The organism is Nitratidesulfovibrio termitidis HI1, from assembly GCF_000504305.1.
Taxonomy (GTDB): domain Bacteria; phylum Desulfobacterota; class Desulfovibrionia; order Desulfovibrionales; family Desulfovibrionaceae; genus Cupidesulfovibrio; species Cupidesulfovibrio termitidis.
Window position 1 is genome coordinate 2001532 of record NZ_KI632512.1, and the last position, 21162, is coordinate 2022693.

Here is a 21162-nt window from a genome sequence, read left to right on the forward strand (position 1 = left end):
CGATAATGGGTCTGCTTGAAAACTGGATCAACAAGGGCCGTCTGAAGTCCCCGTGGGTCGTCCATTTCGACTGCGGGTCGTGCAACGGCTGCGATATCGAGGTGCTGGCCTGCCTTACCCCCGTCTTTGACGTGGAGCGTTTCGGCATCATCAACGTGGGCAACCCCAAGCATGCCGACGTGCTGCTGGTCACCGGCACGGTGAACCACCGCAACAAGAAGGTGCTGAAGAACATCTACGACCAGATGCCCGATCCCAAGGCCGTCATCGCCATCGGGGCGTGCGGCACCTCGGGCGGGGTGTTCCGCGAGTGCTACAACGTGGTGGGCGGCGTCGACCAGGTCATCCCGGTGGACGTGTACGTACCCGGCTGCCCGGCCAAGCCCGACGCCATCATCGACGGCGTCGTCACCGCCCTTGATGTGGTGAAGGCCAAGCTTGGCCTTGGCGAAATGCCCAAGGTGACCGTCATCGACTAGGCCGCACGGCGGGGTGCCCCGCCGACGTCCGCGCCGCTTCGCCGCACATTCGCGGATGGAACGGGCGCGAACCCTCAAGCGCCGGAACGACCGGCGAGCCCCGGCACGGGGCAACGAGGACAGCAATGCCCACGCACAGCGAAATACTGAACGCAACACCCATCGCCGCGGATGCCGTGGTCGCGCAGGCCAGGAGCATGTTCGACCAGGGCTACCGCCTGGTCACCATGTCCGTGGTGGACCTTGGCGACGGCAATGTGGATATCTTCTACCACTACGACCTGAACAACGAGATGACCCACTTCCGGCTGACCCACCCCAAGGACCAGCCGGTACCCAGCATCTCGCCCGTCTACTTCGCCGCGCTGCTCGTGGAAAACGAATCGCGCGACCACTTCAACCTGAAGTTCGACGGTCTGGTGCTGGATTTCAACCGTACGCTGTACCTGGATGACGAGATCACCTCGACCATCTCGGCGCCGTTCTGCAAGATCTCCACCATCCAGAAAAAGGATTAAGAGGTAGGTCTCATGTCCCGCACCATCATTCCTTTCGGTCCGCAGCATCCGGTTCTGCCGGAACCCCTGCACCTGAAACTGGTCGTCGAGGACGAGACCGTCGTTGAAGCCGTGCCCGCGCTGGGCTACGTGCATCGCGGCCTCGAAACCCTCGCCAGCATTCGTGACTACAACCAGATGGTCTACATCGTGGAGCGGGTGTGCGGCATCTGTTCGTGCATCCACGCCATGTGCTACTGCCAGGGCCTTGAAACCATGATGAACGTGGAAGTGCCGAGCCGCGCCAAGTACCTGCGGGTAATCTGGTCGGAACTGCACCGTATTCACAGCCACCTGCTGTGGCTGGGCCTGTTCGCAGACGGTTTCGGCTTCGAAAGCCTGTTCATGCAGTTCTGGAAGATCCGCGAACGCGTCATGGACATCAATGAAGCCACGGCGGGCAACCGCGTGGTCATCTCGGTCAACGTGGTGGGCGGCGTGCGCCGCGACCTGGACAAGACCCAGCAGCGCTGGATCCTCGACGAGCTGGACAAGCTGGAAAAGGAACTGCGCCAGCTGATGAAGACCATGCTCGACGACTACACCGTGAAGAAGCGCACCGTGGGCGTGGGCGTGCTGACGGCCCAACAGGCCCTGCAGCTCGGCGCGGTCGGCCCCACCCTGCGCGGCAGCGGCGTTGCCCAGGACGCCCGCCAGCTTGGCTACGCGGCCTTCGACGAACTGGACTTCGAGCCCGTCACCTCGCCCGAGGGCGACAGCTGGGCCCGTTCCAAGGTCCGGTTCATGGAAACGCTGCAATCCATGGATATCGTGCGTCAGGCCATTTCGCGCCTGCCCGATACGGAACTGGCCGCCAAGGTTCCCGGCAAGCCCACCGGCGAGGTGGTCTGCCGCGTCGAACAGCCTCGCGGCGAGTTGCTGTACTACCTGAAGGGCAACGGCTCGAAGAACATGGAGCGGGTGCGCATCCGCACCCCCACCTTCGCCAACATCCCGCCGCTTCTGGCCATGCTGCCCGGCGCGCAGCTTGCCGACGTGCCCATCGCGGCCCTGACCATCGACCCGTGCATCAGCTGCACCGAGCGGTAAGCAAGGAGACCAGACCATGTACATGCTCAGCAACGTGCTGCGGAACATCATGGGGAAATACTCCACCCGGCTCTACCCGTTCGAAACGCGGCCGGCGTACGAGGGTTTCCGCGGCAAACTGGTAAACAACATCCACGACTGCATCTTCTGCAAGAGCTGCCAGATCAAGTGCCCTTCGCAGTGCATCACCGTGGATCCCAAGGAAGGCAAGTGGGACTGCGACCCCTTTGCCTGCGTGTACTGCTCGGTGTGCGTCGATGCGTGCCCCACGCACTGCCTGTCGATGGAAAACCAGCATCGCAAGCCCGCGCCCAGCAAGTTCGTGGTGAGCCTGCAGGGCACGCCCAGAAAGTCCAAGAAGGCCGACAAGAGCGCCGAAAAGCCCGCAGAGGGCGCCGCTCCCGAAGCCTAGACGAATACCCCGCACGATCGGCACGGCGAATGCCGGTCGTGCGGCTGCCTTGAGAGCTGACCGGGAAGCGGGGAGAAACGACCCGGAACAGAAGGGGCGTGGCGAAAGCCACGCCCCGCTCTGTTCCGAAGTATGGAGAGATCAGGAAGGGGTGCGGCCAACCCGCGTCCCTTCCTGCTTTGACGTGTGGGAAAAACCGGGAAGGAACCCGCGAAAATCGCGCGTGTTCCGCTCTTCGGGATGCAGCCCGGAACCAGAGCCGTATCAGTCGGTGTCACCAGCCCTGCTTCCGGCACCATGCGCCAGAACGTAGCGTGTGGATGGCCCCTGTCCCACCTTGTCGAGCACCTGCCGTCTCACCATGTCATGCAGGTCGTGGTTGGCCGTTCGCACCGGCAGCTTCCCGCCAATGCAGTCCTGATACTCCTGGCGGGTAATGGATCCGCGTGCCAGGACACGCTCGTAGGCCCGTTGCTGGCGCTTGTTCAGGAGGGGCCTTCCCGGCCCGCCCGCGTCACCATGCGACCCCGCCATGCCATGCACATCGTCCTGACCGGAATCCGCCATCCTGTTCGGCGCATGTCCTGTACCCCCGTCTGCCCGTTCGCGTCGTCCGCCATCCAACGGATTACGCGACAGATCAGGTGACAGGTCGCCCGGCACATCGCCCGACGTATCGCTCGGCAGGTCGCCCGGCAGCCCCCCGGCAGCATCGGCCTTTTCCACGTCCGCGTCCTTCTCCGCAAGGGCCAGGCGCACCGCATCTCCCTCAAGCACGATGTCCTCGGCCTGAATGACGTTGCTCTCCGCCATCACCGCCGCGTTGGTGATGCGGTTGATGAACTCGCGCACGTTGCCCGGCCAGTCGTGCCCCATGAGCTTGTCGATGGCGCCGTTGCTGAATCCCAGCCCCTGCTTGCCGGCCTTGTTTTCCGCGTTCACCAGGCAGCGCACGGCCAGCAGCGGAATGCTTTCCTTGTGTTCGCGCAGGGGCGGGGTGGACAGGGTAATGACCTTGAGCCGGAAGTAGAGGTCCTCGCGGAAGGTCTTGCGCTCGATGAGCTGTTCCAGACTCACGTTGGTGGCGGCAATGATGCGCACGTCCACGTCGATTTCCGAATCGCTGCCCAACGGCTTGATCTTGCGCATGGCCACGGCGCGCAGCAGCGCCTGCTGCACCTTGGGCGATGCCGTCTGGATTTCGTCCAGGAAAAGGGTGCCGAAGTTGGCGTTGAGAAAGGCCCCCTTGCGCTCGCTCTTGGCCTCGGTGAAGGCCCACTTCACGTGGCCGAACAGCGTGTCGAGCAGCAGGTTCTCGTCCAGCGCACCACAGTCCACGCAGATGAACGGCCCGCCGGAGCGGCGGCTGTGCCGGTGAATGGCCTCTGCCGTAAGCTGCTTGCCGGTGCCGGTCTCGCCCACGATGAGCACATCCACGTCCACGCGCGCGGCCTTCAGCACATCGCCCTTCAGCTGCTCCATTTTCGGCCCCAGGCCGCAGAATTCCGGCAGGTCCCCCTGCAATGCCCCGGTGATCTGCGCCTGCAACTGGTCGTCGATGACGGCCCTGCGCCGCATGTTCACCGCGCGCAGCGCCTCGTCCTTCGAGCGGATAAGCTCGGACTGGTGGCGCATGCGCTCGATCATCTTGTTCACCGCATCCCGCAGCATGCCCGTTTCGTACCCGGAATGCGGAATGTCCACCGGGGTCATTTCCTGCGAGGCCCAGGCGGTGCTGACGGCATGCGTCATCTTGAGGATGGGCTTCGCTATGACCCGGCTCACCAGATAAACCAGCGCGGTGATCAGGGCGATGGTGCACAGGGTGATGAGCAGCATGATGTCGATGTGGCGGTACCCCGCGGTCAGCGTGAGCTGGCTGCGGTCCATGGTGGCGATGCCTGCGTACACCACAGGATCCTGACCAGGGTGGGTGGTGAAACGCACGGGGGCATAGGCCTGGATGCAATCACGCGGAAGGCCCGTCTGCGGCGTATCCGTCGTGAAGTCGGCGCTGGTCAGGGTTGCCAGGCCGGACCGGCCCTCGCTTACCTCGCGCACCATCCGCCAGAACGGCTTGTGCAGCGAACTTGGCCGAAACGCACAGGAAATGTACGGGTTGCCCAGTGTCCCCTCGAACCCCGCGCGGGCGAGATACGTGGCCAACGGCGGATCCTGCTTGTCGATGTCCTCGGACTGGAACAGTTCCCAGCCGTCCGTGTCGAACATGAAGCTGTACAGTATCTCGTCGTTGTGCTGCACGCCCCGCAACGGCGACTGGGCCGAACTGTACAGGGAAAGAATGTCGCGGATCTGGCGCACGTCCAGGGCCAGCAGCAGATGCCCCCGTTCGCCCCCGGGCGTGACGTACGGCGTGGCCATGCGGATGACCTGTGAAGACACCTTGCGATTGGGATTGGTTTCGGAGGGGAAGGGATATTCCACCTCCATGACCGGCGAAATCCAGACCTCACCGGGCTCCAGCGGGGGCAGCTTTTCGATGAACAGGAACGGATTGGGGTGAATCTTGTCCAGCCTGTTCTCCGGCAGGGTCAGTATCTCGCCATCGTTGATGACGAAGAAGGTGTGGCCGCTTTCCTTTTGCGAGATCTTGGCAAGCTCGCAATATCTCGTGCCGGAAATGGCCAGACGGCGTTCCAGAAAGCCCCGCAGCAGCCTGTCTTCACCCGCCTGCTGTTCGGCGATGAGCAGGTCCTGCCTGCAATGCCCCAGAAAGTCCTCCACCTGCCTGGCCATGGCCTGGGTCTGGACGGCCGCGATGCGCTCCAGCCCAGTCTGGATGAATGTGTTGGAAAGCAGGTGGGTAAGATAGCCGGTAACCGCCAGGGTAAGCACCACGGGGGGCAGCAGGGCCAGCATGAGCTTGCCCTTGAGGGTCATGTCCCTGAACCAGTTGAAGGTATTCGAAAGTTTTTCGAAGACGCTGCGCCCCATATCCGGCATTGCCAAAACTCCTTCTTGAAATTCGGAAGGATGGAACTCCACGCCAGCTTGTCTTGCGATATCGTTTGCCAGAAGCAGCGTCAACCCGCCTATTGCAACCCCCTGCAAACACGGAAAGCCACACACTTCTCGCCAACCATCCCGCCAGCCTTCGAATGGTCCGGAGATTGCTTTTATTGCGAGACAACGGGCTCGCAGCCACGGAGCATACCCCGGAAACAACGTGCCGGCATGGCGCCGGGCGGAAACGGGGCAACCCCATACCTTCGGAGGAGTACATGTACAGGAAACTGGCCAAGCTGGGCGGTCTTGCGGCTCTCTTGCCCATGCTCGTGCCGTCGTCGCTCTGGGCAGCAGGCGGCAAGGCGGCGGAACTTGTCGTGGTGGCGGACACGCGGGTGCTCACCTCGCCCGTGAACCGGTACTTCGCGAACCTCTACAACACCGACATCCTGGTCTTCGCCGTATGGGCCGTGGTGCTCACCGCCCTGCTGGGGTGCATTCTCGGCATCATCATGGACCGCATCATGCTGGCTACCGGCATCGATCTGACCAAGCGCAAGATCATCGAGCACTAACCGGAGCAAACCACCAGGAGTGAACTAGACATGGAATGGTTGTACATGCACATGCCCATCTCGGGCGTGAACATCCTGTGGCCCGGTCTTGTGCTCATCGGCTTCTCGGTGGGCGTCATCGGCGGGTTCTTCGGCCTGGGCGGCGCGTGGATGGTGACCCCCGGCCTCAACATTCTGGGCTTTCCGATGGCCTTCGCCATCGGCACGGACATCGCGCACATCGCCGGCAAGTCCATGATCTCCACGATCCGGCACTCCAAGTTCGGCAACGTGGACTACAAACTCGGCCTCGTCATGCTTGTGGGCACCATGGTCGGCATCGAGATCGGTGCGCAGATCGTCATGCATCTCGAACGGATAGGCCTTGTGGGCAGCGTGGTCCGCTGGGTGTACGTGGTGGTGCTTGCGCTCATCGCCTTCATGGTCTTCGCCGACTATGCAAAGGCCGCTGGCAAGCGCAAGCGCGGCGAACTGGGTGAACACGGCGCCGAAGGCATCACCTGGTACAAGACCATGCACCGCATCAGCATTCCGCCCATGATGCACTTCCGCGAAGCCGGCATCACCTGCTCCATGTGGCTGCCCATCGTGGTCAGCCTCGTCACCGGCGTGCTGGCCGGTTTCCTGGGCATCGGCGGCGGCCTGCTGCGCATGCCCGCCCTGGTCTACCTGATCGGTTGCCCCACCCACATCGCCGTGGGCACCGACCTGTTCGAGGTCATGATTTCCGGTCTTTACGGCGCCTTCACCTACACCCTCAAGGGCCGCATCGAGATCGTGGCCGTGTTCGTGATGCTTACCGGCGCCGCCATCGGCGCGCAGATCGGCACCGTGGCCACCAAGTACGCCAAGGGCTCCGGCATCCGCATCGCCTTCGGCCTCGCGGTCCTCGCCTGCATGGTTTCCATCATCCTCAAGCAGAACAACATGAACTCCGCGGCCGCCGTGGTCATCCTTGGCGCCATCGGCCTCATCTGCCTGTGGATCTGCAAGATCATGTTCACCGGCGCCGCCAACGAACTGCGGATGAAGAACTCCGGCCTGACCGCCGAATAATCCCACCGACATCGATGCACACGCAATACGGAGTGGAGAAATGAGGAAATTCGCCATCTTCATCGCAGGCGCACTGCTTTCCGGCCTGCTTGCGACAGCCCCGGCCCTTGCCGCGGATGTCATTCAGGGCAAGTGCCTGGATGTCAATCCGCAGGCAAAGACCATCACCATCGAGGAATACGACATCAACTTCGACAAGGACTACAAGTTCGGCCATCCCACCGGCGTCAACACCACGGTGGACGTGACCAGGGCCATGATCGGCATCGACCCGGTGCCCGGCGACATCCTGCGCATCGCGTACGACGTTGAAAAGGACAAGAAGGTTGCCCTGAAGGTGATGAACATCACCAAGCAGAACCTGATGAAGAAGTAGTTCCCGCCACGGCCCGCCCCCGCCCCCCTTGACCGCATCCTCACGGGGGCGGGCCCTTCCACCATTCCGGCACGCACAAGGAGCGGCGCATGAGCAGAACTTCATACAACCTGAAGCAGGCACTGGTGGTGGTGACGCAGGACGTGCTGCTGCTGGCGGAACTGGCCCTGGCCATCTATCTTGGCAGCCGGAATCCCGACGACCTTTCGGGCATCTTCCTGCGCACCTTCATTCCCCTGGCCGCCGCTACTGTCTTTGCCTCGCGCATGGCCATCCGCCGCCTGGCCGACGCAAGCCCCCCCTCCGTTCCCACGGGAGCCTGACATGGACCGGTTGCCGGACGCCGCACGCCAGGCCCGGCGGGACGAACTCGCCTGGAAGGGTCTGACCTGGATGAGCAGGGCCCTGCTGCTGCTCCTGGTGCTGGCCCTCATGGATACGGTGGCCGGGGGCTTTCTTGGCAAGATACCGTTGCAGGTGGTGCGGGGCGAAGAGGAATACCTGACCGCCCAGTTGAACAAGCCCGTGGACGTGGGGACGGGATTTGCGCTGGAGACAGGCCCGGAGGACGCAGGCAGGCTTCTGGACTACCGGACCGACGCCGTGGGCCTGACGCTGACGTTCGTCGAAATTGCCGGACGCGACTGGCGAGCCCTGGCCAGCGTGGAACAGGACACGCCCACCGGCATCTACATGTTGCAGGTGTTCCAGCGGGGCGATCCCGCCGCCGACAAGGAACCGGTGCACGACCTGCGCGTGTTCAGCGACCAGGCCGCCGCCAATTCCGTGGCCCCCACCTTCTGCCAGCGGCAACTGGGCTTCCCGCCCTTCTACATCCTGTTCGGCATCGTCCCCCCGCTGGCGGCCTGCTTCTACCTCAGCTTCAGGATTTCCGGGCGCAGACTCGGCAACCTTGCCGCGCAGGGCATCGCCCCCATCTACCGTCTGACGCGCCGCAAGAAGCACTGGGAGTTGCTGGTGGGCCTGGGGACCGTGCACGGGGTCACGGTGGGCAGCAGCCTTGTGGTCCTGAACCGGCACAAGACTCCCGTGGACGAGGCGGAAGTGGACACGGTGGAGCGGGACACCGCACACGCCACACTGCCGCTGGACAGCAAGGTTCGCCCGGATTTCCTGGTGATGCTCAAGCCCCGGGGTTGAACCGCACGACCGCCGCGTATCCGGGACGGTCCGAGGCCGGATCAGGGACGAGCAGGGACAGAGCAGGGCCGGATCTGGAATGGCTCAGGAGTGGACGAGGGATGGTCCCAAAGCAGCCCGCACGACGGGAAGGCGGGGCTATCCCCACAGCAACGACATGCGGCGCGGAACACCGCGCCGTACGCATTCGCGGGGTCCGCACACGCGGCATGCCGGGCAGCCACAAGCCAATACCGCCAGCCCGAAACGCAGCAGCCAGCCGGACGCCCCCGCGCCGGAACCATGCGCCGGACCTATTCTTCCGCCGGACTGCCGCCCGCCTTGCCTCGCAGGGCCTTGCCGTCGTGCCACGCCCGGCCCACCACGTCGCCCATGGACCAGTACCGGTTGTCGGGCATGGTCAGCAGCATGGGCCGCAACAGTTTGGGGTCCGGCGCGCCTTCCCCGTCCAGGCAGTCTTCAGCGCACCAGGCCCCGGCAATCTCGCCGATGAAAAAGGTGTTGCTGGGCAGTTCCACGGCGGTGTGCACCCGGCATTCGATGCACAACGGGCATTCCCGTATCAGCGGCGCCGCGTCGAGATGCCCGTGGAACACCTCGAACAGGCCGGACTTGTCCACGCGGGCGCCGGAGGCCAGGCCCGTGTAGTCGGTCACCGCCGTCATGTCCACGGTGGGAAAGTTCACGCTGAACTGCCCGCTGGCGGCGATGGCCCCATGGCTGAAGTTGCGCCGGTTGATGGACACCCCCAGCATGGGCGGCTGGTAGTTGACCCGGGTCAGCCAGGCCACGGCCATGAAATTGGGCCTGCCGTCGGCCATGCAGCCCACGATGGTCTGGGCCATGGGCACCACGAAGGCGTTGGGGGCGATGTCCACCCGTCCGGGGATTGTCGCCGTGGAAGTGGTCGTCACGTCGGTCGCCATGGGGGCCTCCTCCCCGACTGGAGATGTGGGGGATGTGCGGGATGCTGGGGAGCGAACGCGGGGCCGCGCAAGTGCAACGGGGCCGTGAGCCACGGCCCGTTCGAACAGTGTTCCGCTACTTCACCAGCCGCCACAGTCGCATGTCGGCCGGACCTTCGAAAACCTCGGCCGCCGCCGCGCGGAAGGCCAGCAGTTCGGGCGTGGCCAGGTGCGCGTCCAGGGTTGCCCTGGACGTCCACTGCTCGATGAAGGTGAAATTGCGCGGTGCGTCCAGTTGCTGCTGCGCCTCGTAGCGCAGCATGCCCTCGTGCCGTTGCGTGGCGGTCACGATGCCCGCGATGAGTTCCGCCGCGCGGGCTTCGCTGCCGGGAAGGGCGGTAAGCATGGCGGTGACCGCCACCGGGGAATCGGCTTGTGACATCTTTCGTGCTCCTTGCACTGTGTTGAAAGGGGCCGCCGACATGGCTTCACCGTACGGCCGATGTATCCAGTCTCCCTTAATGGAACGCTTTCGGCAAGTACGCACCAGAAAGATACCGCCCCAAGCCTCGGCACCTCTCACGAAACTTCCGGCATGCCTGGCTCCCCTTGTACGCCACTGCCTACACGGCTAGACTCGGCCAGGCAGATGCATCCTGTGCCCAGTTCATGCTGGAAACACCCGGAACCGAATTTCCGCTCGGGAGCGGCTGGTGCCCCGCCCCGTCTTTCCGGCGTCCTGCACGGCACCGCCCCGAAACCACGAGGCCGCCGTGTCCGAACCCTCCACGAAATCCCCCTCTCTTCCGCGCGCAGGCACCCCGCCCACCCTGCGCGACCTGTTCCTGACCTTCATGCGCCTGGGGGCCACTGCCTTCGGCGGCCCCGCCATGCTGCCCGTGGTGCGGACCATGGTGGTGGAGCGCAAGGGCTGGATGGACGAGGCGGCATTCCGCTCCGGCGTGGCCCTGTGCCAGACAGTGCCGGGAGCCACGGTGATGCAGGTGGCCTCGTACGTGGGGCTGCGGCTGCGCGGCACGCCCGGCATGCTGGCCGGGTTCTTCGGATTCACCCTGCCCGCGTTCCTGTCCATTACCGTGCTTTCGGCCATGTACTGGAAAAACCACGAACTGCCCGGCGTCATGGCCGCCTTCATCGGACTGAAGGCCGTCACCGTGGCCCTGATGGTGTCGGGGCTGCTCGATTTCGGGCAGCGCTACCTGCGCATGGGCATGGACTGGGTGATCGGGGCCGGGGTGTGCGGGCTGACCCTTTTGGGCGTCCACCCCATCGTGCCGGTGCTGGCGGCGGCTGCCGCCGGGGTGGTGGTGTACCGCGACGGCGATGCCGTACCCTCCGCGCAGGCAGGTGGCGGCCCCGGCGCAGCCGTCCGGCCCGGCGCGATGGGCGCGCTGCGCGGCATTCTGGCGGGCCTGGCCGGGGTGGCCATGGCCATGGCCGTGCTGGCGGCGCTGCGGCCCGACCTGTTCGCCCTGGCCGTATCCATGCTGCGCACCGACCTGGTGGCCTTTGGCGGGGCGCTGGCCGCCCTGCCGGTGATGCGCCACGAGGTGGTCCACCTGCGCGGCTGGATGAGCGATGCCGCCTTTCTGGACGGCGTGGCCATCGGACAGGTGACGCCCGGCCCCATCATCCTCACCGCCGCGTTCATCGGCTGGCGGGTGGACGGGCCCGTGGGCTCCATGGTGGCGGGCCTTGCCATCTTCACGCCGTCGCTGTTCTTCATGCTGGGGGCGGAGCGGTTGGTGTCGCGCATCGAGCATTCGCGCATCTACCGCCGGGCGGTGCGGGCCACGCTGGCGGGGTTCACCGGGCTGCTGGGGTATCTGGCCATCAGCGTGGCCCAGGCCCTGCCCCCCACGCCGCTGCCCGCCGTCATCGGCGTGGCCGCCTTTGCCGCGCTGCGCACCGGGGTAGACGTGCTGTACGTGGTGGGCGCTGGCGCGCTGGCTTCGTGGCTGCTGGGCTGAACGGGACATTCCCCTTCATCCCGCCCTGCCTGCCGCCGCCATGGTGGCCGCGCGCATAGTGGACGCGCGCCCTTTCCCTCTCTTGCCCGCACACGCGCAAAGGCGGCGGAATCGCTCCCGCCGCCTTTGCGCGTCATCTGGAAAATCGTGGAATCAGGCCGCCCGGCACGGTACCGGCAAATAGGGCAGGTCCACCAGCCGCTCGTCCAAAGGAAAGCGCACCCCGCCCGGCCTGCGCGCCACCATGGGCCGCACGCCCCGGCACACGTCGCGTGCCTCGGCCAGATTGTCGCTGCCGATGGGGTCGATGCCCGTCACCACAGACCCGTGGGGGTCGCGCAGCACGTCCACCACGGCACGCACGCTGACGTCGATCATCTCGCACAGGTAGGCCCTGTCCGCCGCGTGGGGCATGACTCGGTGCACCAGACGCAACGAACGCCGCCACGACTGTTTGCCGCTGACGGCCAGGCTGCCCTGGAACAGCCGCTTCTTGAAGGCAAAGGGCCAGTGCCCGCCATGGGTGGCCTGCAGCAGGGTGCGGTCCGCCGCGCCGTTGGGCAGGCGGAACAGGCTGACGGCCTCTGCCGCATCCCATTCCACCATGCGGTCGGCCTGCATCTCGACATACACGTGGCTCAGCTTGCCGGTGCCGGGGGTGCCCCCCAGCAACGTGGGCACGTAGTGGTTGTGGGCCACGGTATCGGCGGCAAGGTGCGCAAGGTAGCCGCAGGCGTAGGCGTGCAGGCGCGGGGTGTCCGCCGCCTCGTACAGGGTGTGCCCGGTGCTCCAGTTGTGGCTGTGGCCGGGGGTGACGGTGCAGCCCTTGCCGATGAAGATGTCGGCGGAAAGGCTGCCGTACAGGAAGGCATCCGGATGGGCCAGCAGGGCCGACCCCACGGCGGTGGGCAGGAGCGATACGTTCTGCAGCAGCCAGTGCGCGGCCACCATGTGCACCCCCGGTCCCCAGGCAAAGGCCGCGTCGGGCAGCAGCACCACCCCCAGTACAGCCAACACGGCGCAGCAGAGCAGCGCCAGCGGAGAACAGGGGGGGCCGCCCGTACCGCGCGCACGCTGCTCCCCGACGCGGGGCATGCCCTGCGAGGCGGAGAAGGAACACAAGGAGACGGAACCGGTATCGGATGCACCCAGGCCGCGCGGCGTGCCGCACGAAACCGGGCGCAGAAGAGGCGTATTCATTCCGAAGGCTACCTTCCGGGTAAACGGCGTTGCGACCCCCCTAGTAATCTCCTGGCAGGGGGTGTCAACCCTGTGCCCGCACCCCGGGAAATGGTCTGAAACACCGCAAGCCGCCATCGCAACAAGCCGTCATCATTACGTTACGCCTGCCGAAAAAGCAGGCATGCGGCATCCCGCCCCGCGCCGCCCTTTTCCCGCCGCTGAAAAACGCCATGATGCCGGTGGGCTGCAAAGCCCGTCCGGCACGCGATGAAGGATGATTTTTCCGAAAGACGCAAGGGATGGTGGGACGACACCTTACAGATAAGGCGAAAACAACCAGCATGTCGCATCGCGCAGGCGCACCGGCATGCTGCGGGCGGCCAGCGATTCTGGCGTCACCTCGTCGGACACGGCGCGCACCGCATCGAAGTGCTGGCCCAACTGGCGGGCCACGGTGGTGTCCAGCACCTCCACCGTCAGCTCGAAGTTCAGGCGCAGGCTGCGCGGGTCGATGTTGGCCGACCCCACGTGGGCGTAGCAACCGTCGATGAGCAGCAGCTTGGTGTGGCAGAATGGCGGCGGCTGGTAGTACACCCGCACCCCGCTTTCCAGCAGCGATGGCAGCAGGTTGCGGGTGGCCCAGTGCACGAAGGGCAGGTTGTTGCGGGCGGGCAGCACGCAGTGCACCTCTACCCCGCGCAGCGAGGCGGCCCGCAGCCCGCTGATCAGTTCGCGCGAGGGCAGGAAATAGGGCGTCATGATGTGGATGGACCGTTCCGCCCCGGCCACCACGCCCGCCAGCAGGTCGTGCACGCGTTCGGAGCCGAAGCCGGGGCCGTCCAGCACCATGCGGCACAGCGAATCGCCGCAGGGTTCCTCGCGCACTTGCGGGCCGGGGGCATATTCACCGGTGACGAAGCCCCAGTCGCGCAGGAAGGCCTCCTGCAATTGGGCCACGATGGGACCGCTGAACAGGAAGTGCATGTCGGTGACGCAACGGGTGCAGCCCTGCGCGGCCATGTGGTTCTGGGCAATGTTCATGCCCCCGGTAAAACCCACCTTGCCGTCGCACACCAGCACCTTGCGGTGGGTGCGCAGGTTCACCGAAAGCTGGGGCGGCAGCAGGTGCGGCGGCAGAAAGCGCTCCACGCGCACCCCGCGCCGGGCCAGGCGACGCCAGGCGCGCGGCCAGTGGTACAGGCCGCCCACGCCGTCCACGATGACCCGCACGTCCACCCCGCGCGCCGCGGCGTCGGCCAGGGCGTCCACGAAGCGCTGGCCCGCGTCGCCCGTGCCGAAGATGTAGGTGGTCAGAAAGACGCTGCGCTCGGCATTGTCGATGGCGTCGAGCATGGCGGGATAGGCCTGCTCGCCGTTGTGCAGGGGCTGCACGTGGTTGCCCCCGGCAAGGGGACGGCCGGTGACCGCATAGCCCACCCTGGCCAGCCGTTCGTAGCGCGGCGGCACGATGTCGGACGGCATGGCCCCCGGCGGTTCGTGGCGGGCCGGGCCGCCATGCAGGCGACCGCCCTCGCGCAGGCGGCGGGTTTCCGATTCTTCCAGCAGGCGGGCGGCGCGGCTGTGCACGCGATTGATGCCGAACAGGAAATAGAGCAGCGGCCCGGCCAGGGGAAAGGTCAGGCACACGGCAATCCAGCCCAGCGCCGCGCGCGGGTCGTGCTTGTACAGCAGGGCATGGCCCGCCGTGTACACGGATACAGCGTACATGGCGGGAATGAGCACCCATTGCAGGGTGGTCAGTGCGGTATCGGTCATGCCGCGCCCCGCCGTGCCGCGGCACGGGCAAAGGCCCGGTTGCGGCCGGAATGCGCGCGGCGCGGCCCGCGCGGCGCGGCGGGGGCGGTCCGAACCATGGCTCCGATGCCTAGCGGACCACGAGCACGGGCACCTTGGCCAGTTGCAGCACCTGATGGGTGACGCTGCCCATGATCATCCCGCCCAGTTCGCTCAGCCCGCGCGATCCCATGACGATGGTGTCGCAGCCTTCCTCTTCGCACACGCGGATCACGGCCCGTCCGGGCGCCCCGTCCACGATGCGCACGGAACTGGACACGCCCAATTCGGCCAGCAGGGCACGCGGTTCGGCCAGCAGGGCTTCCGCTTCCTGGGTGCACTCGCGCATCAGGTCTTCTCGTGCTTCGCCACCGATAAGCGCGGGAATCTCGCCGAAGCTGTGCAGCAGCACCACGTGTCCACGACCGCCGCAACGGGCCAGGTCCACCGCGTGGCGCAGGGCAAGGCGCGCATGTTCCGAACCATCCATGGGAAGCAGTATCTTCGAGTAAGGCATTCAGGGCTCCTTTGTACTGTTGCGCCTGTGGCGTCGTGTGGCCGCATCCCCCGTTTCCGCCATGCCGCGGAGCGCTGGCACCAGCGAAAAAGACGGCTGCCGATACGGCACAATGCACGAGCGATGTCCGGAATGCAAGCCTGCCAGCGTGTGCTGCGGCGCACCCTGCCCCTCCGGCGGAGCCGCCAGCGCCAGACTCCGGGGTGCGGGAGTCCGAGGCAAGCCCGGGCACGCCCCTTCCTGCCCCACGTGCTTTCTGGTATGTCATGCCATCTGGACATCCACGTACGCCGTGTTTTCAAGGGGGGGCCAATGACGGGCGACATGCCACAGCACATGCCACGCCATATGCAGGACGACATGCGGGACGACATGCGGGACGAGGAACAGCGTCTTGGCACCGCCGGGGGAACAACTGACGCGCACACCCCCGGCCTGTTGCGCGCCCTGCTGGACAACCCCATGGTTGCCCTGTTCCTGCGTGACGCCCGTGGGCGTTACCTCGCCGCCAATCAGTTGTACGCCAATCTGGCCGGGGTACCCGGCAAGGACGTGGTGGGGCTTTCCCCGCGCGACCTCTTTCCCCATGCCGTGGCCAGCGCCCTGCTGGACGAGGACCGGCGCGTGGCCGCCGACGGCGCCCCCCTGCTGTGCGAACGCATGCTGCCCGACGACGAGGCCGAGCGGGTGTTCCGCGTGGCCAAGCTGCCCCTGCCCCCCGAGGTGGCCGGGCCGGGCGCCGTGCTGGGCCTGGCCTTCGACATCACCGCCCTGGTCCATGCCGAAATAGAAGAAGAGGTGCGCCAGCGCACCGCCGCCCTTGCCGAAAGCACCGCCCGCTTCCGGGCGTTGTTCGAACTGGCCCCGAACGCCGTGTACGTGCGCGGCGAGGGGGGCCGCATAGTGGACTGCAACCGCGCATCAGAACGCATATCCGGCTACCCGCGCGAAAGCCTGCTGTCCATGCGCACGGCGGACCTGCTGCCACCGGACATCGAAGCCCGCATCGACAGCCTGCTGTCCGACAGCCTCCACTCCGACACCCCACGGACGGAATCCTGCCAGGGCGCCAACAACGCCTGCCCCGCTGGCGGCTACTGCCCGACCGGCGGCTTCTGCATGGAAGGGGTCTGCACCGCCGCCCACGGCAACCACGAGGCCGAGGTGAGCGTTGAACCCCTGCCCCTGTCCCTGCTGCGCGGCGAGGGCATGGCCGCGCTTGTGGTGGTGCACGACATTTCCGGACGCCGCGCCGCGGAACGGCAGGTGCGGCTGTTCGAGCGGGTATTCCGCAACGCGCTGGAAGGCATCTGCATCACCGACCCGGAAGGGACCATCGTGGCGGTGAACCCCGCCTTCACCACCATCACCGGATACCCGGCGGAGGACGCCGTGGGCCAGACCCCGCGCATCCTCAAGTCGCACCACCACGACAGCACCTTTTACGAGGACATGTGGCGCACCCTGGTGGAGGACGGTCGCTGGGAAGACGAGATATGGAACCGCCGCAAGAACGGCGAGGTCTATCCCGAGTGGCTGAGCATCAGCGCCATTCCCGGCCCCACCGGACGCACCGAATACTACGTGGCGGTGTTTCACGACATCACGGAACTGAAGGCCAAGGAATCGCAGATCCAGCATCAGGCCCATCACGACGCCCTCACCGGCCTGCCCAACCGCGCCCTGCTGCGCGACCGCCTGGGCATGGCCATCAACGGCGCGCGGCGCGAGGGCCGCAAGGTGGCCGTGCTGTCCGTGGACCTGGACAACTTCAAGCAGGTCAATGACAGCCTGGGCCACATGGTGGGCGACATCTACCTGCAACAGGCCGCCGAGCAGATGCGCCAGATGGTTCGCCCGCAGGACACCCTGGCCCGCGTGGGCGGCGACGAATTCGTGGTGGTGCTGCAGGACGTGGAAAACGAGCGCGACGCCGCCCAGGTGGCGGAACGCCTGCTGGCCCGGTTCACCGACCCGGTGCGGGTGCAGGAGCACGAACTGTTCGTGGGCGCCAGCGTGGGCATAGCCCTGTTTCCCGACGACGGGGACGATCCGGACACCCTGGTGCGCAACGCCGACATCGCCATGTCGCGCGCCAAGGAACAGGGCAAGCGTCGCTATCACCTGTTCACCCCGGCCATGAACGAGCGCGCCGTGCGCCGCCTGTCGCTGGAAGGCGACCTGCACCGCGCCCTGGCCGCCGGAAACATCACCGCGCACTACCAGCCGCGCGTGGACCTGAACACCGGCCTGATCACCGGCATGGAAGCCCTGGCCCGCTGGACCCGTGCCGACGGCAGCCAGGAACATCCGGCGGAATTCATCCCCCTGGCCGAGGCCACGGGCCTCATCGTGCCCCTTGGCGAGCACATGCTGCGCTTGGCCTGCGCCAAGACACGCGCCCTGTGCGACGCCGGTTACGCCGACCTGCACGTGGCCGTGAACCTTTCGGTACACCAGTTCCGCCACGCCAACCTGGTAGGCATGGTGACCGACGTACTGGCCGAAACGGGCCTGCCGCCGCACCTGCTGGAACTGGAAATAACCGAATCCACCATCGTCACCGACGCGGACCACGCCATCCGCAAGCTGAACCAGCTTTCGGAGATGGGCATTGCCCTTTCGGTGGACGACTTCGGCACCGGCTACTCCTCGCTGTACCAGCTCAAGAACCTGCCGCTGACCTCGCTGAAGATCGACCGCTCGTTCATCCGCGACATTCCCGACGACCCCAACGACGCGGCCATCGCCGCCACCATCATCACCATGGCCGACAGGCTGGGGTTGCGCGTGGTGGCCGAAGGGGTGGAAACGCCGGAACAGCTCAACTTCCTGTTGCTGGAAGGCTGCCACGAGGTGCAGGGATTCCTGTTCAGCCGTCCGCTGCCGCCGGACGAATTCACCGCGCTGCTGGCACGGGGCAGGATGCTCACCGTGCCCCGCGACGGTGGCGAGAACGGCGACGGCATCTGAGCGGGCGGCCCCGTGTGGCGGGGCATGCGCTGCCTCCCGAGGCCGTGCGCCGCATGCGCGGCGGTGTTGCCCGCCCGCGCCCATCCCCTCTGCAATCGCCCAAAGCGAACGCCCCGGCCCGGAAACATCCGGAAGCCGGGGCGCTGTCGTTGTCGCGCGCAGGTGCGGGGGCCGCACGTAGCGTGCGGAAAGATGGCGAAAACAGGGGTGAAAATGGCGCGCGCTCAGCGGCCCAGCCGCTGCACCAGCCCCATGATGTCGTACACCAGCCGGGCCGCCGCAAAATCCGCCGCGTGGTAGCCGTCCATGGGGGCCAGTTCCACCACGTCGAAGCCCAGCACCCGCCGCCCGGCCATGGCCAGTTCCAGGCAGCGCCGGGCGTCGTACCAGCCAAGGCCGCCGGGCACCGGGGTGCCGGTGGCGGGCATGATGGAAGGGTCCAGCCCGTCCACGTCGAAGGTCACGTAGATGCGCTCCGGAAAGTCCGGCGGCAGCAACGGATCGGGGATGCCGTGGCGGGCCAGCGCGGCGGCGTCCAGATGACCGATGCCCAGCGCGGCGCGGCAGTCCACCTCTTCGCGGCACAGGGCGCGGACGCCGATCTGGAACAGCGGCAGGCCCAGGTCGGCCACGGCGCGGCGCATCACCGCCGCGTGGCTGTAAGGGGTGCCGCCGTAACTGTCGCGCAGGTCGGCGTGCGCGTCGAACTGGACTACTCCAAAGGGGCCGAACCTGCCGTGCTGGCGGTGCAGCGCGCGCAGCGCCCCCAGGGTGACGGTATGCTCCCCGCCCAGCAGCACGGGCAGCCCACCGTGGGACAGGGCCGTGGCCGTGGCGGCCTCGATGCGTGCCAGCACGGCTTCCGCCCCGCCGGAACAGTCCACGGCGGGCGCGGTGTGGATGCCCAGTTCTGCGGGCACGGATTCGCCGTCCCATAGTTCCAGCTGGTCCGAAGCCGCAAGGATGGCTTCCGGCCCCGCCGCCGTGCCGCCCCCGTAGGAAACGCTTTCTTCGTACGGGACGGGAATGACATGAAAAAGCGCCCCATCGGGCGCGGTATCGTCCAGTTCAGAGGCCAAGAAACGCCCTTCGGCGTGCCGCATGGCAAGCTCCGGTAACGCCTTCCCGCGCGGGGAGGCGGCTGTTTGCCCATACGCGCGGCCTGACACCCCTGACAGACCGCGCGCCCTTCCAACAACACCGCCCTGTACAAGGGCGGAAGCCGAACCCATGAAACGGAAACATGCCGGACTGCGGCGCATATGTGGGCGCACTGTGCGCGCCATCCCGCGCAAGCCCGCGCACGTCAGCGCAGAACCTGCCGGCCCCACAAAACCTGCGGAACCCCACGGGGCTACGCCACCAGCGTGCGCGCGCCCTCCACGTCGAAATACGAAAACCACAGGAACCGGCGCAGCCGCACGCGGGCAGGCTCATCCCAGCGCAGCCGCTTCACCGCCGGGTCGAGCCATACCACCACCCCGTCCACCATGTGCCGGTGAAAGGCGGGCCGCATCCATTCCGAGGGTTGCCCCACGCGCACGGCGGGGGTTCGCACGGGCATGATGCGCGACGCTCAGCCGCAGCCGCGCGCCGCCTGCATGTACACGATCACGTTGCCGCCGTCAGACAGGATGCGTTCCCGCGCGTTGTCGTCGATGTAGATCATGGCCGCCTCCGGGGCGCGTGGCGCCCGCATGCAGACATGCTAGGCATTGCCGGGCGCGGACGCAAGCGGCACAGCACGGGGCGGGCACGGAACACTCCCACGGGACGCCGTGCGGTTCCCCACCAGTCACCATCCGGTCACTGTCCGGTCAGCGCATGGCCATGCCCGTTGCCGGAAGAATCCGGAACGGACACGGGACAGTCGGCGCCCCCGCGCCCTGCCGCATCACGACAGGCGGTACTTGAACGCCTCGTACCCGAAGGAACGCACCACCTCGCGCCGCGCGCCCTGACCGACGGCATCGCCATCCGCGTCGGCAGGCCGGTAGCGGGCGATGGCGGGCAGTTGCAGCCCGTTGAAGGTGGTGGTCTTGACCATGCTGTAGATGGCCATGTCCAGGAAGGCCAGCCGGTCGCCGGGTTGCAGGGGCGCGTCGAAGGAGTATTCGCCGATGACATCTCCCGCCAGACACGACTTGCCCGCGAAGCGGCAGGTCCACGCCTTTTCGCCCGGCAGGCCGGAACCGATACAGCCGGGGCGGTAGGGCATTTCCAGCACGTCGGGCATGTGCGCGGCGGCGGAGGTGTCCAGAATGGCCACGGGCATGTCGGCCTGCACCACGTCCAGCACGGTGCACAGCAGCACCCCGGCGTTCAGGGCCACGGCCTCGCCCGGCTCGATGTACACCTGCATCCCATACTTCTGCTGCATGCGCTCGATGCACCGGCACAGCAGGTCCAGGTCGTAACCGGGGCGGGTGACGTGGTGCCCGCCGCCAAAGTTCAGCCACTTCATGCGCGAAAGATGCGCGCCGAATCTGGCCTCTACCGCGTGCAGGGTGCGGTCCAGCGCGTCGGCATCCTGCTCGCACAGGGTATGGAAATGCAGGCCGGAGATGCCGTCCAGCGCGTCTTCTCCGCGCGCCGCCGCCTCGGCCAGGGCGGCCTCGAAGTGATGGGGCCGCACGCCCAGGCGCGAACCGGGCGAGCACGGGTTGTAGATGGCCACGGCCCCTTCCGAATGCTCCGGATTGATGCGGATGCCGCACTCGATGGGCCGCCCCGCCGCCGCCACCGCAGGGCGAAACCGCTGCCACTGCGCGAACGAGTTGAACACCAGATGGTCGGCCAGGGTCACCAGTTCGGCCATGTCCGCATCGCTGTACCCGGCGGCAAAGGCATGCACCTCGCCCCCGAATTCCTCGCGGCCCAGCCGCGCCTCGTGCGGGGAACTGGCGCAGGTGCCGTGCAGCAGCCCGCCGTGCGCGTGCGACAGCAGCGGAAACAGGCTCCACATGGCAAAGCCCTTCAGCGCCAGCAGCACCTTTGCCCCGGTGCGGCGCTGCACCGTGTCCAGAATGGCGGCATTGGCCTCTATGCGCGCCTCGTCCACCACAAAGCACGGGGACGGGAAGCGGCTGGGGTCGAGCTGTTGCAGGTACTTGCTGTCCATGGCGGCACCTCACGGCGGGGGGAAGGGGAGACGCGGGGAGAGGGAA

At 66.6% G+C, this 21162-nt stretch carries 20 protein-coding genes; 11 read left to right on the plus strand and 9 right to left on the minus strand.

The annotated features are described in order from the left end of the window. The first annotated feature begins 5 nt into the window (after positions 1 to 5). The 4 genes from DESTE_RS08235 to DESTE_RS08250 all read left to right on the plus strand — a co-directional run bounded on the left by DESTE_RS08235 (position 6) and on the right by DESTE_RS08250 (position 2498). Positions 6 to 479 (plus strand): NADH-quinone oxidoreductase subunit B family protein, encoded by a 474-nt coding sequence (locus DESTE_RS08235; protein WP_007524163.1) that lies wholly within the window; start codon positions 6 to 8, stop codon positions 477 to 479. Between the two features lie 125 nt (positions 480 to 604). Beyond that, a complete protein-coding gene (locus tag DESTE_RS08240; RefSeq protein WP_035066792.1) occupies positions 605 to 997 on the plus strand; it encodes an NADH-quinone oxidoreductase subunit C in 393 nt (130 codons plus the stop codon). 12 nt (positions 998 to 1009) lie between these two features. Then, a complete protein-coding gene (locus DESTE_RS08245; protein WP_035066793.1) occupies positions 1010 to 2086 on the plus strand; it encodes a hydrogenase large subunit in 1077 nt (358 codons plus the stop codon). 16 nt (positions 2087 to 2102) lie between these two features. Continuing rightward, entirely contained in the window at positions 2103 to 2498 is a 396-nt protein-coding gene (locus DESTE_RS08250) for a 4Fe-4S dicluster domain-containing protein (RefSeq protein ID WP_035066794.1), read from the plus strand. Between the two features lie 264 nt (positions 2499 to 2762). On the opposite strand, the gene DESTE_RS08255 is transcribed toward DESTE_RS08250, so the two are convergent. After that, positions 2763 to 5462 carry a sigma 54-interacting transcriptional regulator gene (locus DESTE_RS08255; RefSeq protein WP_051384388.1) on the minus strand — a complete coding sequence of 900 codons (2700 nt, stop codon included), beginning with the start codon at positions 5460 to 5462 and terminating at the stop codon, positions 2763 to 2765. Positions 5463 to 5740: 278 nt separating this feature from the next. Here DESTE_RS08255 and DESTE_RS08260 point away from each other — a divergent pair, with 278 nt between their 5' ends. The 5 genes from DESTE_RS08260 to DESTE_RS08280 all read left to right on the plus strand — a co-directional run bounded on the left by DESTE_RS08260 (position 5741) and on the right by DESTE_RS08280 (position 8633). Continuing rightward, positions 5741 to 6040, plus strand: a complete 300-nt coding sequence (locus tag DESTE_RS08260; protein ID WP_035066795.1) for a DVU0150 family protein — start codon at positions 5741 to 5743, stop codon at positions 6038 to 6040. 30 nt (positions 6041 to 6070) lie between these two features. Then, positions 6071 to 7096: a sulfite exporter TauE/SafE family protein gene (locus DESTE_RS08265; RefSeq protein WP_035066796.1), complete on the plus strand. Its 1026-nt coding sequence runs from the start codon at positions 6071 to 6073 to the stop codon at positions 7094 to 7096. Positions 7097 to 7136: 40 nt separating this feature from the next. After that, on the plus strand, positions 7137 to 7472 hold the full coding sequence (locus tag DESTE_RS08270; RefSeq protein WP_035066797.1) for a hypothetical protein: 336 nt from the start codon (positions 7137 to 7139) through the stop codon (positions 7470 to 7472). Between the two features lie 89 nt (positions 7473 to 7561). Further along, a complete protein-coding gene (locus DESTE_RS08275) occupies positions 7562 to 7795 on the plus strand; it encodes a hypothetical protein (RefSeq protein ID WP_035066798.1) in 234 nt (77 codons plus the stop codon). A 1-nt stretch (position 7796) separates the two neighbouring features. Continuing rightward, complete coding sequence (locus tag DESTE_RS08280) at positions 7797 to 8633, plus strand: hypothetical protein (protein ID WP_035066799.1); 837 nt, start codon at positions 7797 to 7799, stop codon at positions 8631 to 8633. A 293-nt stretch (positions 8634 to 8926) separates the two neighbouring features. On the opposite strand, the gene DESTE_RS08285 is transcribed toward DESTE_RS08280, so the two are convergent. After that, complete coding sequence (locus tag DESTE_RS08285) at positions 8927 to 9559, minus strand: flavin reductase family protein (RefSeq protein WP_051384389.1); 633 nt, start codon at positions 9557 to 9559, stop codon at positions 8927 to 8929. Between the two features lie 115 nt (positions 9560 to 9674). Next, the gene (locus DESTE_RS08290) at positions 9675 to 9980 is read right to left on the minus strand and encodes a putative quinol monooxygenase (protein WP_035066811.1); all 306 of its coding nucleotides are present in this window, start codon (positions 9978 to 9980) and stop codon (positions 9675 to 9677) included. A gap of 331 nt (positions 9981 to 10311) precedes the next feature. On the opposite strand from DESTE_RS08290, the gene chrA reads away from it, so the two are divergent. Further along, positions 10312 to 11529 carry a chromate efflux transporter gene (gene chrA, locus DESTE_RS08295; protein WP_035070011.1) on the plus strand — a complete coding sequence of 406 codons (1218 nt, stop codon included), beginning with the start codon at positions 10312 to 10314 and terminating at the stop codon, positions 11527 to 11529. A 153-nt stretch (positions 11530 to 11682) separates the two neighbouring features. Here the strand turns inward: chrA and DESTE_RS08300 are convergent, their stop codons facing one another. From DESTE_RS08300 to DESTE_RS08310, 3 genes are all read right to left on the minus strand, one after another. Beyond that, positions 11683 to 12729 carry a zinc dependent phospholipase C family protein gene (locus DESTE_RS08300; protein WP_245590781.1) on the minus strand — a complete coding sequence of 349 codons (1047 nt, stop codon included), beginning with the start codon at positions 12727 to 12729 and terminating at the stop codon, positions 11683 to 11685. A gap of 297 nt (positions 12730 to 13026) precedes the next feature. Next, entirely contained in the window at positions 13027 to 14487 is a 1461-nt protein-coding gene (locus DESTE_RS08305) for a phospholipase D-like domain-containing protein (protein WP_156925301.1), read from the minus strand. Between the two features lie 109 nt (positions 14488 to 14596). Next, a complete protein-coding gene (locus tag DESTE_RS08310; protein WP_035066813.1) occupies positions 14597 to 15022 on the minus strand; it encodes a universal stress protein in 426 nt (141 codons plus the stop codon). A 360-nt stretch (positions 15023 to 15382) separates the two neighbouring features. On the opposite strand from DESTE_RS08310, the gene DESTE_RS08315 reads away from it, so the two are divergent. Further along, a complete protein-coding gene (locus DESTE_RS08315; protein WP_245590782.1) occupies positions 15383 to 17995 on the plus strand; it encodes a sensor domain-containing protein in 2613 nt (870 codons plus the stop codon). 224 nt (positions 17996 to 18219) lie between these two features. Here the strand turns inward: DESTE_RS08315 and speB are convergent, their stop codons facing one another. The 3 genes from speB to nspC form a co-directional block, all read right to left on the minus strand. Beyond that, complete coding sequence (gene speB, locus DESTE_RS08320; RefSeq protein WP_035066815.1) at positions 18220 to 19098, minus strand: agmatinase; 879 nt, start codon at positions 19096 to 19098, stop codon at positions 18220 to 18222. Positions 19099 to 19349: 251 nt separating this feature from the next. After that, positions 19350 to 19559: a hypothetical protein gene (locus DESTE_RS08325; RefSeq protein WP_035066818.1), complete on the minus strand. Its 210-nt coding sequence runs from the start codon at positions 19557 to 19559 to the stop codon at positions 19350 to 19352. A gap of 330 nt (positions 19560 to 19889) precedes the next feature. Beyond that, positions 19890 to 21116: a carboxynorspermidine decarboxylase gene (gene nspC / locus DESTE_RS08330; protein ID WP_035066820.1), complete on the minus strand. Its 1227-nt coding sequence runs from the start codon at positions 21114 to 21116 to the stop codon at positions 19890 to 19892. Positions 21117 to 21162 lie beyond the last annotated feature (46 nt).

Excerpts from the sequence above, each read along its gene's own strand:
- DESTE_RS08260 (WP_035066795.1), top strand. The coding sequence starts at position 5,741 with ATGTACAGGAAACTGGCCAAGCTGGGCGGTCTTGCGGCTCTCTTGCCC.
- DESTE_RS08300 (WP_245590781.1), bottom strand. The coding sequence starts at position 12,729 with ATGAATACGCCTCTTCTGCGCCCGGTTTCGTGCGGCACGCCGCGCGGC.
- DESTE_RS08255 (WP_051384388.1), bottom strand. The coding sequence starts at position 5,462 with ATGCCGGATATGGGGCGCAGCGTCTTCGAAAAACTTTCGAATACCTTC.
- DESTE_RS08275 (WP_035066798.1), top strand. The coding sequence starts at position 7,562 with ATGAGCAGAACTTCATACAACCTGAAGCAGGCACTGGTGGTGGTGACG.
- DESTE_RS08305 (WP_156925301.1), bottom strand. The coding sequence starts at position 14,487 with ATGACCGATACCGCACTGACCACCCTGCAATGGGTGCTCATTCCCGCC.
- DESTE_RS08245 (WP_035066793.1), top strand. The coding sequence starts at position 1,010 with ATGTCCCGCACCATCATTCCTTTCGGTCCGCAGCATCCGGTTCTGCCG.
- DESTE_RS08325 (WP_035066818.1), bottom strand. The coding sequence starts at position 19,559 with ATGCCCGTGCGAACCCCCGCCGTGCGCGTGGGGCAACCCTCGGAATGG.
- DESTE_RS08280 (WP_035066799.1), top strand. The coding sequence starts at position 7,797 with ATGGACCGGTTGCCGGACGCCGCACGCCAGGCCCGGCGGGACGAACTC.
- DESTE_RS08310 (WP_035066813.1), bottom strand. The coding sequence starts at position 15,022 with ATGCCTTACTCGAAGATACTGCTTCCCATGGATGGTTCGGAACATGCG.
- nspC (WP_035066820.1), bottom strand. The coding sequence starts at position 21,116 with ATGGACAGCAAGTACCTGCAACAGCTCGACCCCAGCCGCTTCCCGTCC.
- DESTE_RS08265 (WP_035066796.1), top strand. The coding sequence starts at position 6,071 with ATGGAATGGTTGTACATGCACATGCCCATCTCGGGCGTGAACATCCTG.
- DESTE_RS08285 (WP_051384389.1), bottom strand. The coding sequence starts at position 9,559 with ATGGCGACCGACGTGACGACCACTTCCACGGCGACAATCCCCGGACGG.
- DESTE_RS08315 (WP_245590782.1), top strand. The coding sequence starts at position 15,383 with ATGCGGGACGACATGCGGGACGAGGAACAGCGTCTTGGCACCGCCGGG.
- DESTE_RS08235 (WP_007524163.1), top strand. The coding sequence starts at position 6 with ATGGGTCTGCTTGAAAACTGGATCAACAAGGGCCGTCTGAAGTCCCCG.
- speB (WP_035066815.1), bottom strand. The coding sequence starts at position 19,098 with ATGCGGCACGCCGAAGGGCGTTTCTTGGCCTCTGAACTGGACGATACC.
- DESTE_RS08250 (WP_035066794.1), top strand. The coding sequence starts at position 2,103 with ATGTACATGCTCAGCAACGTGCTGCGGAACATCATGGGGAAATACTCC.
- DESTE_RS08270 (WP_035066797.1), top strand. The coding sequence starts at position 7,137 with ATGAGGAAATTCGCCATCTTCATCGCAGGCGCACTGCTTTCCGGCCTG.
- DESTE_RS08240 (WP_035066792.1), top strand. The coding sequence starts at position 605 with ATGCCCACGCACAGCGAAATACTGAACGCAACACCCATCGCCGCGGAT.
- DESTE_RS08290 (WP_035066811.1), bottom strand. The coding sequence starts at position 9,980 with ATGTCACAAGCCGATTCCCCGGTGGCGGTCACCGCCATGCTTACCGCC.